This window comes from Peribacillus kribbensis DSM 17871 (assembly GCF_000430765.1).
In the GTDB taxonomy this organism is placed as follows: Bacteria; Bacillota; Bacilli; order Bacillales; family DSM-1321; genus Paraperibacillus; species Paraperibacillus kribbensis.
This window is the reverse complement of the sequence record NZ_AUMQ01000029.1, coordinates 101,475-114,639: the sequence shown is the minus strand read 5'-3', so window position 1 is coordinate 114,639 and position 13,165 is coordinate 101,475. Positions and strand designations below refer to the sequence as shown.

Here is a 13,165-nt window from a genome sequence, read left to right as displayed (position 1 = left end):
GAGATTTTTCCCACTAAAATCAGTACGGATGCACAATCACCTCCACCATGCGTCAAATCCTAGATGGTGAAGTCAGCCGAATAAAACTAAAAGCAGGTGGAGGTGGATTTTCGTTTCTCCGCCTGCTTTTTTTAGGACTTATTGGACATCCTTATTTTTTTTGCCCATTTATTCCCTAATGGCTGCCGTCTGCATAGGCTAAACAAGATAATGGAGAGTATCACCTTATAAAACCGATGCACATAGAATAAAAGGAACGAATACACCTGGCGGAAGCGAATAGGCTTATTTCACACTTTTCACCTGCCAGACATCCTGACGCTTTCATACATTTATTTAGGAGAAGGTGAAATTTAAATGCTGACAGGCATACAAATCGCCGTAATTGGCGGAGATGCGAGACAGCTGGAAGTGATAAGGAAATTGACGCAGCTCGATGCGAAATTATGGCTGGTAGGCTTTGAGCAACTGGACCATGCTTTTACGGGAGCGGTTAAAGAAAAGCTTAAGGACCTGAATATGAGCACCATTGATGCCATTATTCTTCCTGTTCCCGGTACCGGCACAGAAGGAGGCATCGAAACCATTTTTTCCAGCGAAGAAGTGGTGTTAACAGAGGAAATATTGAAAAAAACCCCTTCCCATTGCACGATTTATTCTGGGATCACCAACGCATACTTAGATAAAATTACCAAGAATGCGAATAGAAGGCTCGTTCAGCTGTTTGAGCGGGATGATGTAGCCATCTACAATTCCATTCCAACCGTTGAAGGCACGATCATGATGGCTATTCAGCATACGGATTACACCATTCATGGATCGAATGTCATGGTTTTGGGCCTTGGCAGGGTGGGGATGAGTGTGGCCAGAACCTTCCACTCATTGGGCGCCCATGTAAAGGTAGGTGCCAGGAAAAGCGAAGATTTAGCCCGCATAACAGAAATGGCCCTGACTCCTTTTCATATCAAGGATTTGGAGGAAAAGATTCAAGATATAGATATTTGCATAAATACTGTACCATATCCTGTTGTGACTGCGGCTGTGCTCGCCAATATGCCGCCGCATACCCTGGTGATTGATTTGGCTTCAAAACCTGGGGGAACCGATTTCAGATATGCGGAAAAGCGGGGGATCAAAGCTCTGCTTGCCCCTGGACTTCCAGGAATAGTCGCACCTAAGACAGCCGGAAAAATATTGGCTAATGTTCTGGCCCAGCTTTTAAGAAATGATTTAAGCGGAAGGATGGAAGACACACCATGAGTTTAAAAGGCAAAAGAATAGGCTTCGGCCTTACAGGATCCCATTGCACATATGATGCCGTTTTTCCTCAAATTGAAAACCTGGTCAATGAGGGGGTAGAAGTAATCCCGATTGTTACCCAGACCGTTAAGCACACAGAAACCCGTTTCGGAAAAGGGGAAGACTGGGTGGCAAGAATTGAAGAGCTCACAGGCAACCGTGTTGTCGATACCATTGTAAAAGCGGAACCGCTGGGTCCAAAGCTACCGCTCGACTGCATGGTCATCGCCCCTTTAACAGGAAGCTCGATGAGCAAGCTGGCCAATGCACAAAATGATTCCCCGGTCCTTATGGCTGCGAAGGCCACCATGAGGAATCATAGACCGGTTGTCCTTGGGATTTCTACAAATGATGCCCTCGGCCTGAATGGTGTGAATTTAATGAGATTAATGGGAGCAAAGAATATTTATTTTATTCCATTTGGGCAGGATGATCCCGAAAAGAAACCGAGTTCCATGGTAGCAAGGATGGAAAGCCTGAGGGATACTATCATGTATGCCTTGAACAGGGAGCAGATTCAGCCGGTCATTATAGAACGTTTTAGGGATGCGGAGTAAGAAACCAGAATAAAACTGTAACTTTAACGCTCTAGTATGATAAAATTGAACATGTTTATTAGACTAATAAATCAAGAAACATTACAATAACTTCTAAAGACAATACACAATAGCTGATGATGGAGGGTTATACATGGGGGAAGCAAGAGGATTGAATGTTGCAGTTGTAGGAGCTACTGGTGCAGTTGGACAGCAGATGCTCCGTACGCTTGAAAATAGAAATTATCCTGTAAAAGAGCTGAAATTATTGTCTTCAGCAAGGTCAGCAGGAACTAAAATCACTTTTAAGGGTGAAGAGTATACCGTGCAGGAGGCAAAGCCTGAAAGCTTTGAAGGCGTGGATATCGCTTTATTTTCAGCTGGTGGCAGCGTATCAAAAGCACTTGCTCCCGAAGCGGTCAAACGCGGGGCAATTGTGGTCGACAATACAAGTGCCTTCCGCATGGATGAAAATGTCCCGCTTGTAGTGCCTGAGGTGAATGAAGAGGATTTAAGAAAGCATAACGGCATTATCGCAAATCCAAACTGTTCAACCATTCAGATGGTGGTTGCCCTTGAACCGATCAGGAAGCAATACGGGCTGAATAAGGTTGTGGTTTCAACGTACCAGGCCGTTTCCGGAGCAGGGGCTGCAGCCATCCAGGAGCTTAAAGATCAGGCGCGTGCCTTGATCAACAATGAAGAATTCACTCCGCAGATTCTTCCTGTAGGAAGCGATAAAAAGAAATACCAGATTGCTTTTAATGCAGTTCCGCAAATTGATAAATTTCAGGATAATGGATTTACATTTGAAGAAATGAAGATGGTGAATGAAACCAAGAAAATCATGCATATGCCAGAGCTTAAAGTTGCCGCAACCTGTGTCCGCCTTCCAGTGGAAACCGGGCACTCTGAGTCTGTTTATATTGAAATTGGCCAGGATGGAGTAGAAGCTTCGGATATTCAAAGCCTGCTGGATGGGGCACCTGGTGTAATCCTTCAGGATAATCCGGCTGAACAGGTCTATCCGATGCCTGCACACAGCGTTGGAAAGAATGAAGTATTTGTAGGACGGATCAGGAAAGACCTTGATGAAGAAAAAGGCTTTCATATGTGGGTAGTCTCAGACAATTTGTTAAAAGGGGCTGCCTGGAATTCAGTCCAAATCGCTGAAAGCCTTCTGCGAATGGAATTAGTTAAAGAAAGAGCATAATAAAAACTAGGAAAAACAGACAGGGCTGGCTCATGTGCAGGCGTCAAGACTTACACAGATAGGGATATAGTCTTTCGCTTGGGAAGCCAGCCTGTTGAATTTATTAGAGGTGTTATCATGAAAATCATCGTTCAGAAATTCGGCGGAACATCAGTCCGTGATGAAAAAAGCCGCAGTCATGCACTTCGCCATATACAGAGAGCTTTAAAGGAAGGATACAAGACTGTTATTGTAGTGTCGGCTATGGGACGCAAGGGAGAGCCTTATGCAACCGATACTCTCCTTTCCCTTGTGAACGGATCCGACAGCAGGCTGTCACAGCGTGAACATGACCTGTTATTATCCGTGGGGGAAACCATTTCATCAGTGGTATTTACTAATCTGCTCGTGGAGAATGGGATTAAAGCTACGGCCTTCACTGGCGCCCAGGCTGGTTTTAGGACAAACAGCGACCATACAAATGCAAAGATTATTGAAATGAAATGCGACCGGATTAAACGTGAGCTGGAGCATCATGATGCTGTAGTCGTGGCTGGTTTTCAAGGGGCGGCAAGGAACGGGGATATCACGACGCTCGGACGCGGCGGCAGTGACACGTCTGCAGCGGCCCTGGGAGCTGCGCTGAATGCAGAATGGGTGGATATCTTCACAGATGTGGAAGGCATCATGACTGCAGATCCTCGGATAGCGGAAAACGCACGCCCTCTTGAGGTGGTTACGTATACTGAGGTCTGCAACATGGCGTACCAGGGAGCAAAGGTCATACATCCTAGAGCGGTGGAAATCGCCATGCAGGCGAAAGTTCCTGTAAGGATCAGGTCCACTTATTCAGACGGCCTTGGAACGCTTGTCACTTCCATCAGTAAAGATAAACGGGGAACCGATATCAAAGAGCGCCTGGTGACGGGTATCGCGCATGTATCCCATATTACCCAGATCAAGGTTACCGCGAAAAAAAATCAGTATGACCTTCAGGCTGATGTTTTCAAGGCTATGGCCAACGCCCATATCAGTGTGGACTTCATCAATATTTCCCCTCAGGGAGTGGTATATACTGTGGCGGATGACATGGCTGATCTTGCCGTCCAGATCCTGCATGATCTAGGGTATGAACCATCTGTACACAGGGACTGCGCCAAAGTGTCTGTGGTCGGAGCGGGCATTACCGGGGTTCCGGGGGTTACTGCCAAGATTGTGACTGCCCTTTCTGAAAAAGGGATCAGTATCCTGCAGTCAGCAGACAGCCATACTACCATCTGGGTACTCGTTAAGGAAGAGAATTTGGTGGAGGCAGTAAACGCTCTGCACGACGCTTTTGAATTGCATGTAGAATCAATAGAGGGATTAGGGGAAGATAAAACCCAGTTTAATTAAGGAGTGAGCACTTTGCATTTTGGAAGAGTTTCTACGGCAATGGTAACCCCGTTCGACAGCAAGGGGAATATCGACTTTGCCAAAACGACACAGCTAATAAACTATTTAATTGATAACGGAAGCGATTCGCTTGTTGTGGCCGGCACTACAGGAGAATCACCTACCCTATCCACTGAAGAGAAGGCTGCCCTTTTCCGCCATGCGGTAAAAGCTGCAGACAAGAGGATCCCGATCATCGCGGGCACGGGAAGCAATAATACACGTGCTTCCATCGAACTGACAAAAAAGGCTGAAGAAGCCGGAGTGGATGCAGTCATGCTCGTTGCCCCTTATTACAATAAACCAAACCAGGAAGGCATGTACCAGCATTTTGCAGCCATTGCCGAAAGCACTTCCCTTCCTATCATGATCTACAATATCCCTGGCAGGGCAGTTGTCAATATCTCTGTAGAGACAATTGTAAGACTGTCAAAAATCCCTAATGTTGTGGCTGTTAAGGAAGCCAGCGGGGATTTGAATGCCATGACGGAAATTCTGGCTGCTACAGATGATGATTTTATGCTTTACAGCGGAGATGATAGTTTGACACTGCCAGTCCTGGCCATTGGGGGAACGGGAATTATTTCGGTTGCTTCCCATATAATCGGCAGCGAGATGCAGAATATGGTAGAAGCCTTTTATAGCGGTGATTACCAGAAAGCAGCGAAGCTTCATCAGCAGCTGACTCCGATCATGAAGGGATTATTTACATCCCCAAGCCCTGTTCCGGTAAAAACTGCGCTTCAGCTGAAAGGGCTGAACGTCGGATCTGTAAGACTTCCTCTAGTGGCCTTGACGGAAACAGAGAGAAATACTCTTACAGAATTGCTTGAGAATACTATGAACCTTTTATAATATGCTAGAAAGCATATACACTTATTCGCCTGATTCCCCAAGAGCCATCGAGGGAATCAGGCGTTTTTTTGTATGCAGGCTAAAGAAAATATATGAATTGGTTGGCACTCCATTTTCTATTCATGTATAATAAAACCAATTGCAATGAACGGAACCATATCAGCATAGGAGGACAATCATTTGAAAAATAAACAATCTATTAAAATCATTTCACTTGGGGGCCAGGGAGAGCTTGGCAAAAATATGTATCTGGTTGAGGTGGAAGAGGATATTTATGTATTGGATGCAGGCTTGATGTATCCTGAGGATGGAATGTTCGGCATAGATGTCGTAATTCCTGATATTACCTATCTTGAAGAGAATTTACATAGAATAAGAGGAATCTTTTTAAGCCATGGCCATGAGGACCATATAGGGGCTCTTCCGTATCTTGTGGACAAGCTTCAAGTGCCTGTATACGGAACAAAGCTGACTCTGGAACTGGCCAAAGCCAATTTAAAAGAACTGGATCGCAAGCAGAAGAAAAATGTCGAGTTTTCGGTCGTTGATTCATCAACAGTTCTTTCATTTCCTTCTGCGGAAATCAGCTTTTTCAGAACCAATCACAGCATCCCTGGATCTGTAGGGATCTGCATTGATACCACAGAGGGATCGATTGTCTATACAGGCGATTTTAAGTTTGACCAGGCAGCAGCACCGCTGTATCAGCCTGAAATAGGCAGGATGGCGTCCATTGGCGAAAAAGGAGTGCTTGCGCTGCTTTCTGTGAGCACGGGTGCAGAAAAGCCGGGTTATACACCTTCTGAGGCCGTTGCGGCAAGAGGGATGGCAGATGTATTCTACAATGCAGAGAACCGGATTATTGTTGCCTGCTTTGCTTCTCATATCAATAGAATCCAGCATGTGTTTAATGCTGCCCATGAAAATGGAAAAAAAGTTGCGGTAGTGGGAAAAAGCCTGGAAAGAGTCTATGAAATAGCACTAAAGAACGGGTATCTTGATGTTCCTGAAGATATGATCATTCCAGTTTCGCAGATTTCGGATTATCCAGACAATGAATTGGTTGTGCTGATTACGGGTTCTCAGGGAGAGCCGATAGAAGCATTGCGAAAAATGGCCAAGAAGAACCATAGGCAGATCAATATCCAGCCGGGAGACACCGTCCTTATCGCAGCTCCGCCAATCAAAGGCGGAGAATTGAATTTATACAAAACCATGGATATGGTATACCGCGCAGGAGCCGAAGTGGTTTCTGGGAAAAAGGTCATAAATGTACCAGGCCATGGAAGCCAGGAAGAATTAAAAATGATGCTGAACCTGATGAAGCCGAAATTCCTGATTCCAGTCCACGGAGAATACAGGATGCTGAAGGCACATGTAAAACTCGCTGCGGAATGGGGTATGGAAAAGAACAGGATTTTGGTGCTGGATAAAGGGGAAGCAGCTGAGATTAAAGGAAACACAATCCGTATCAGCGGAAAGGTTCCTTCAGGAAATGTGCTGATTGATGGCAGCGGAGTAGGAGATGTAGGGAACATCGTATTAAGAGACCGCAGGCTCTTGTCCCAGGACGGTATCCTGATTGTAGTGGTGGCATTGAATAAATCCAGAAGGCAAATATCAGCCGGCCCGGAAATCATTTCACGCGGTTTCGTGTATGTGAGAGAATCCGAAAAGCTGATGGATGAGGCGGGCAGCCTTGTAAGGGGCATCGTCGAAAAGAAAATCTCAGGCGAATCCTTTGATTGGGCCAGCCTTAAACAGGAATTAAGAGATTCCCTTAATCAATTTTTATATGAAAGAACAAAGAGGCGTCCTATGATCCTTCCAATCATCATGGAGGGCTGAATTAGACTGCGGGAGTCCAGGTGCATGTTCAAGCGCCTGGGCTCTTTTATTGGGCCAGGGCTTGTTTAACGCGGCCCTGCATCTCCGTCGTCCCCTGCCCTGTATGTAAAAGGGCGAATGAACTCAAAAAGAATGGCTCATACTACATGAGACTAAACATAAAGGGGAAATGATGATGATTAAAGACGAGAAGCCGTCTGAGGGCGGAAAGCAGGAATCCGGGAAGCATGCCTCAAGCCTGATTGAAAAAATCCAGGAGCTGGGCGAGACAAATGTGCCGCAGATGTCGAAGGATTCCAAGATTCATTGCTTAACAATCGTTGGACAGATTGAAGGACATTTACAGCTTCCTCCCCAGAATAAAACAACCAAATATGAGCACGTGATCCCGCAGATCGTGGCCATCGAGCAAAATCCCAACATAGAAGGCCTCCTGGTTATCTTAAATACGGTTGGAGGAGATGTCGAAGCGGGGCTGGCCATTTCGGAGATGCTTGCATCCCTCTCGAAGCCGACCGTCTCTATTGTTCTGGGCGGCGGACACTCCATTGGCGTCCCTATCGCAGTAAGCTGTGACCACTCCTTTATTGCCGAGACAGCCACCATGACTATCCATCCCATCAGGCTGACAGGGCTGGTAATCGGAGTGCCTCAGTCGTTCGAATATCTGGATAAAATGCAGGAGCGGGTTGTCAATTTTGTTACCAAGCATTCTAAAATCCCAGAAGAGACATTTAAGGAATTGATGTTTGCCAAAGGAAATCTGACAAGGGATATCGGGACCAATGTGGTTGGCTCAGAAGCAGTGGATTCCGGCCTCATCGACTCGGTTGGCGGCGTGGGACAGGCTATGAGAAGGCTCAATGAATTGATTGCTGAATATAATGAGGCGGGGAAAGGGATGATCCAATGATCCTCTATACCACCATGCCGCATGAATTGATGCTGGGCCAGGAGATGGAGAGATATCCCGATTGTATGGAGATTGATTACCGCGGAATCCAGCTGGAGGTCCAAATGCATTCGCCATTTTGCTTCCGGGTCGAAAGAATTATCAGCACGGAACCAGGCCACTATTTGATTGCTGATATCCAGCCCGGCAGCTTTCTGCAGTATTCCCCGTCGGATTTTGCTAGATGATTAATAAGTTACAGCCATTTAATTATGCTATAATAGCATAGAGAAGAACACTGCCCGGCCGTCTGGGGATCGTTCTACTCTTTTCTTAAGCTCGGCAGACGCCGGGTTTTATTTGTTCATACATATATGGCTGCCAGGAAAGACTCCGCAGCAGGGCAGCCCATCCATGTGGACAGCAGTGCCCTTCGTAAAGAGGGGGGCGCTTTTAGTATAGTAAGCAAAAGGTGATGAAATGGCTAAAAGAAAAAGAAGATCCAGCAAAAAAACAGAAGGCTTCAAGGAAACCTTGAAATATGAATTAATCGGACTCATTTTATTTGGTTTGGCGGCTATTGCCATGGCCGGCCTGGGTACAGTAGGAAAGTCGATCGTCCTGCTGGTCCGTTTCTTTATGGGAGAGTGGTATATACTCTCCCTGATCGGATTATGCATTTTAAGTATGTATCTCATGTGGAAAAGAAAAATCCCGTTTTTCTTCAAAAGGCAGCTTGTGGGAGTATATTCTATCGTTGCTTCCATCCTGCTGCTCAGCCATGTTACATTATTCAACCTTCTGGCAGAAGGAGGCCCATTTAAAAAACCGAGCGTGATTGCGAATACCTGGGAGCTTTTCTGGATGGAGGCGAAGGGTCAGACAAGCACAAGCGACCTGGGGGGCGGGATGATAGGAGCTGTCCTTTTTGCGGCAAGCTATTTTCTGTTTGACAGTACAGGAACCAAAATCATCGCCTTTTTGATGATTATTATGGGGCTTATTCTGGTAACCGGTAAAACACTCGGAGAAACAATCGGAAAGTTTGTCCAATCGCTGGCAGGTTTTTCGCGCTCGCAGTGGGGAGCTTTTATAGAAGATATGAAGGGCTGGCACGAAGACCGGTCGGAAAAAAAGAGGCTGAAAGAGGAGGAGCAGGAGGCTGGAGATAAGGAAGCCAAACCGGAAAGGCGGACAAGGTCCAAGTCTGCTCCGCTTCCAGATCTTCCGATTGATCCTGTTCCGGCAGCGGAAGAGCCAAGAATCATTTCCAACTTTGCAAGTAAGGCATATGGAGAGGAAAAAAACCAGGCTGATACAGAAGAACGTGAAAATGAAAAGGTTCAGCCTAAGACAGGTAAGCCCTCATCAGAGGAAAAAGAAGATTTATCTCCGGCAATTAATTTTACGGAAGTGGAAAATGCGAAATATCAGCTTCCGTCCCTGAATCTATTGGCCAAGCCTAAAAAGGCAGACCAAAGCGGGGAATTTAAACTTATTCATGCCAATGCAGCCAAGCTTGAAAAGACCTTTTTGAGCTTTGGGGTGAAAGCAAAGGTAACACAGGTTCATTTAGGTCCGGCCGTTACAAAATATGAAGTTCATCCGGACGTAGGGGTAAAGGTCAGCAAAATTGTCAGCCTTTCTGACGATCTTGCCCTTGCTCTCGCTGCAAAGGATATCCGTATTGAAGCGCCTATTCCGGGTAAATCCGCAGTGGGCATAGAGGTCCCTAATTCCGAAATCGCCATGGTTACACTAAGGGAAGTCATTGACTCTCCGGACCATAACAAGCCTGATGCCAAGCTGCAGATCGGCCTTGGCAGGGATATCGGCGGTGAAGCGGTACTTGCCGAGCTCAATAAAATGCCCCATCTTTTGGTGGCAGGCGCTACAGGGAGCGGGAAATCTGTCTGTATAAATGGAATCATCACAAGCATCCTTATGCGGGCCAAACCTCATGAGGTAAAAATGATGATGATTGACCCCAAGATGGTGGAGTTAAACGTTTATAATGGGATCCCGCATCTCCTTGCACCAGTGGTGACCGATGCTAAAAAAGCTTCGCAGGCTCTGAAAAAGGTCGTAGGCGAAATGGAACGGCGGTACGAGCTGTTTTCCCACAGCGGAACCAGGAATATCGAAGGCTACAATGAGTCAGTCAAGAGGCATAATGCCGAAAGTGAAGCAAAGCAGCCTCTGCTTCCTTATATAGTGGTGATCGTCGATGAGCTGGCGGATTTAATGATGGTCGCCTCTTCCGATGTGGAAGATGCCATAACAAGGCTTGCCCAGATGGCCCGTGCTGCCGGCATTCACCTTATCATTGCCACCCAGAGGCCATCCGTGGACGTAATTACGGGAGTTATTAAAGCAAACATTCCTTCAAGGATTGCGTTCAGCGTTTCTTCCATGACAGATTCAAGGACCATACTCGATATGGGCGGAGCGGAAAAGCTATTAGGCAGGGGGGACATGCTCTTTCTTCCGGTAGGAGCATCAAAGCCTGTCAGGGTTCAGGGAGCTTTTCTTTCAGATGATGAAGTAGAGACCATTGTGAATTATGTCATCTCACAGCAGAAAGCTCAGTATAATGAAGAAATGATTCCAGATGATATTCCGGAGGTATCAGGGGAAGTCGAGGATGACTTGTATGTGGAAGCCGTCTCGCTCGTGGTAGAAATGCAGACCGCATCGGTCTCCATGCTTCAAAGACGCTTTAGAATCGGTTATTCAAGAGCGGCAAGGCTTATCGATGAAATGGAACAGAGAGGCATTGTCGGGGCATATGAAGGCAGTAAGCCGAGAACGGTACTCGTAACGAAAGACGAAAACGAAGCCCATACATCTTAATAATTTGGAAAAAACAGGTTTATATCCGATAAATTTGGATATAAATCTTTTTTTTATTCGGTTTTGAGGGAATTTTGAGAAAAAAAATAAAATACAGCATATAAACAATTTTTTTTCAACTATTTATTTCTACTAGAAATAATGATAAAGTATATTCGATTAGTAGAAAAGATAGAAATCAGAGGTCTGATGACTAGGACAATGTCTTTGGAGGAACGTGCATGCCTATTAAGCTGGATAATCGGCACTTGTATTTACAAGTTATTGACAGAATTAAACAGGATATAGAGTCAGGGGTATATAAAGAGAAAGAAAAACTGCCCTCTGAATTTGATCTTGCCAAGCAGCTGGGAGTAAGCCGAGCAACACTTAGAGAAGCACTCAGGATCCTTGAAGAGGAAAATGTGATTATCCGCCGCCATGGCGTCGGCACATTTGTAAACGGGAAGCCCCTGTTTACCTCGGGTATTGAACAGCTGAATAGTGTTACCGGGATGATCCAGAATGCCGGAATGAATCCGGGTACTATTTTCTTAGATTCATATACCCAGGAGCCTACAGAAGAGGATCAGAAAAAGCTTGCCCTTGACAGCGACCAGACTCTATCTGTAATTGAACGTGTCAGGACAGCCAATGGAGATCCCGTAGTTTATTGTATTGATAAAATTCCCGCTTCCATACTGGAATGGGACCTTTCCCAGAAAGAAGAATCCCTTCTGGATCTTCTTGAAAAGGAGTCAGCCAATAAAGTTACCTATGCCATTGCACATATAGAACCGATCGGATATCACGAAAAAATATCCCCGATTCTGAATTGTGAACCTGAAACGGCTCTCTTGGTTTTAAAGCAGACTCATTACAACGAACAGGACCAGCCGATTTTATACTCAGTCAACTATTTTAAGGCTGATAAATTCAGTTTCCATGTGCTGCGCAAGCGGGTTTAAACAGACCTGCAGGTAATGAGAATTCTTTATTTTCTACTAATTCAAAAAAACATTGGGGGTATCATTCTTGAAAAAGCGTAAATTTGGATTAGCTCTGTCTCTTGTATTAGCAGCAGGCACAATGCTTGGCGCTTGTGGAAAGAGTTCAGAAAAGAGTGGAGACGGCGGTAAGAAAGATTCATTCACAGTTGGTATGGTAACGGATGTAGGCGGTGTTGATGACAAATCATTCAACCAATCCGCATGGGAAGGCCTGCAAAAGTTCGGATCAGACAACAGCCTGAAAAAAGGCAAGAATGGCTATGACTATCTTCAATCAAAATCCGATTCTGATTATATAACAAACCTTAATACACTATCCCGCCAGGATTTCGACCTAGTTTACGGAATCGGCTTCCTAATGGAAGATGCAATCTCCAAGGTTGCTGACCAGCGTAAAGACACAAAATTTGCGATTGTTGACGCTGTAGTGAACAAGCCCAATGTAGCAAGCATTACCTTTAAAGAAAACGAAGGCTCTTTCCTTGTCGGAGTTGTAGCAGGACTTACAACTAAGACGAACAAAGTCGGCTTCATCGGCGGTGTTCAAGGGGAATTGATTGAAAAGTTCGAAACTGGATTTAAAGCGGGTGTTAAATCTGTTAACCCTAAAGCTGAAGTCCTTACGAAATATACAGGTGCATTTGACAAGCCGGATCTTGGCCAGGCTACTGCTGACACAATGATCAAATCAGGTGCAGACATCCTGTTCCACGCTGCCGGAGCTACTGGAATCGGTATGATCAATGAAGTGAAATCTGTGAAGCAGAAAGATCCAAGCAAAAATGTCTGGGCAATCGGTGTTGACCGCGACCAGGCTCCTGATGGAAAGATTGACGCCAATACAAACATTATGCTGACTTCCATGGTTAAACGTGTAGATATCGCTGTTCAGGATATTGCCAAGAAAGCAAAAGACGGCGATTTCCCTGGAGGAAAAGTTGTAGAATATGGTCTTAACGAAAATGGTGTAGGAATTGCTCCTACAAAGGACAATGTTTCTCCGGAAGCACTGAAGGCTGTGGATGAGTGGACAGCTAAGATTAAATCAGGCGAAGTGAAAGTACCAGGCACTCCTGCTGAATTGAAAAACTTTAAATAATAATTTTACGAATCTATATAAAGGAATATAGGGCTGGCAGGTCCAGCCCGGTATTCCTTTATTTTTGGGTTTTCGATCTTTTCTTGGACAAGGAAATTAAATGAAAGACTGTAAGAATTTGCAGTTTTTCCTTTGATTTCTATAAAGGTATAGGGGGCTGTTCCCTGG

General features: G+C 45.4%; 11 protein-coding genes. All 11 read left to right on the top strand.

Annotated elements, in window-relative coordinates:
- The first annotated feature begins 357 nt into the window (after nt 1–357).
- The 11 genes from dpaA (at nt 358) to H539_RS0103855 (ending at nt 12,997) form a co-directional block, all read left to right on the top strand.
- Nucleotides 358–1,260 carry a dipicolinic acid synthetase subunit A gene (dpaA, locus tag H539_RS0103905; protein ID WP_026692439.1) on the top strand — a complete coding sequence of 301 codons (903 nt, stop codon included), beginning with the start codon at nt 358–360 and terminating at the stop codon, nt 1,258–1,260.
- Nucleotides 1,257–1,856: a dipicolinate synthase subunit B gene (locus H539_RS0103900; protein WP_026692438.1), complete on the top strand. Its 600-nt coding sequence runs from the start codon at nt 1,257–1,259 to the stop codon at nt 1,854–1,856. The genes dpaA and H539_RS0103900 overlap by 4 nt, the downstream gene beginning before the upstream one ends.
- A gap of 133 nt (nt 1,857–1,989) precedes the next feature.
- Nucleotides 1,990–3,048 carry an aspartate-semialdehyde dehydrogenase gene (gene asd / locus H539_RS0103895; RefSeq protein ID WP_026692437.1) on the top strand — a complete coding sequence of 353 codons (1,059 nt, stop codon included), beginning with the start codon at nt 1,990–1,992 and terminating at the stop codon, nt 3,046–3,048.
- Nucleotides 3,049–3,165: 117 nt separating this feature from the next.
- Nucleotides 3,166–4,422 (top strand): aspartate kinase, encoded by a 1,257-nt coding sequence (gene dapG, locus H539_RS0103890; RefSeq protein WP_026692436.1) that lies wholly within the window; start codon nt 3,166–3,168, stop codon nt 4,420–4,422.
- 12 nt (nt 4,423–4,434) lie between these two features.
- Nucleotides 4,435–5,316, top strand: coding sequence for a 4-hydroxy-tetrahydrodipicolinate synthase (dapA, locus tag H539_RS0103885; protein WP_281171379.1), 882 nt, complete (start codon nt 4,435–4,437; stop codon nt 5,314–5,316).
- Between the two features lie 180 nt (nt 5,317–5,496).
- Nucleotides 5,497–7,164, top strand: coding sequence for a ribonuclease J (locus H539_RS0103880; RefSeq protein ID WP_026692434.1), 1,668 nt, complete (start codon nt 5,497–5,499; stop codon nt 7,162–7,164).
- 175 nt (nt 7,165–7,339) lie between these two features.
- Nucleotides 7,340–8,077, top strand: a complete 738-nt coding sequence (locus H539_RS0103875; protein WP_035321884.1) for a ClpP family protease — start codon at nt 7,340–7,342, stop codon at nt 8,075–8,077.
- The gene (locus tag H539_RS0103870) at nt 8,074–8,304 is read left to right on the top strand and encodes a YlzJ-like family protein (RefSeq protein WP_026692432.1); all 231 of its coding nucleotides are present in this window, start codon (nt 8,074–8,076) and stop codon (nt 8,302–8,304) included. Before H539_RS0103875 ends, H539_RS0103870 begins: the two co-directional genes overlap by 4 nt.
- Before the next feature lie 232 nt (nt 8,305–8,536).
- On the top strand, nt 8,537–10,909 hold the full coding sequence (locus H539_RS0103865) for a DNA translocase FtsK (protein ID WP_026692431.1): 2,373 nt from the start codon (nt 8,537–8,539) through the stop codon (nt 10,907–10,909).
- Between the two features lie 221 nt (nt 10,910–11,130).
- Nucleotides 11,131–11,856 (top strand): GntR family transcriptional regulator, encoded by a 726-nt coding sequence (locus H539_RS0103860; RefSeq protein ID WP_026692430.1) that lies wholly within the window; start codon nt 11,131–11,133, stop codon nt 11,854–11,856.
- Nucleotides 11,857–11,923: 67 nt separating this feature from the next.
- Nucleotides 11,924–12,997 (top strand): BMP family lipoprotein, encoded by a 1,074-nt coding sequence (locus H539_RS0103855; RefSeq protein ID WP_026692429.1) that lies wholly within the window; start codon nt 11,924–11,926, stop codon nt 12,995–12,997.
- Nucleotides 12,998–13,165: the final 168 nt, after the last annotated feature.

What these genes read in the sequence shown, in the direction of transcription:
- dpaA (WP_026692439.1), top strand. Translation starts at nt 358, where the DNA reads ATGCTGACAGGCATACAAATCGCCGTAATTGGCGGAGATGCGAGACAG.
- H539_RS0103900 (WP_026692438.1), top strand. Translation starts at nt 1,257, where the DNA reads ATGAGTTTAAAAGGCAAAAGAATAGGCTTCGGCCTTACAGGATCCCAT.
- asd (WP_026692437.1), top strand. Translation starts at nt 1,990, where the DNA reads ATGGGGGAAGCAAGAGGATTGAATGTTGCAGTTGTAGGAGCTACTGGT.
- dapG (WP_026692436.1), top strand. Translation starts at nt 3,166, where the DNA reads ATGAAAATCATCGTTCAGAAATTCGGCGGAACATCAGTCCGTGATGAA.
- H539_RS0103875 (WP_035321884.1), top strand. Translation starts at nt 7,340, where the DNA reads ATGATTAAAGACGAGAAGCCGTCTGAGGGCGGAAAGCAGGAATCCGGG.
- H539_RS0103870 (WP_026692432.1), top strand. Translation starts at nt 8,074, where the DNA reads ATGATCCTCTATACCACCATGCCGCATGAATTGATGCTGGGCCAGGAG.
- H539_RS0103865 (WP_026692431.1), top strand. Translation starts at nt 8,537, where the DNA reads ATGGCTAAAAGAAAAAGAAGATCCAGCAAAAAAACAGAAGGCTTCAAG.
- H539_RS0103860 (WP_026692430.1), top strand. Translation starts at nt 11,131, where the DNA reads ATGCCTATTAAGCTGGATAATCGGCACTTGTATTTACAAGTTATTGAC.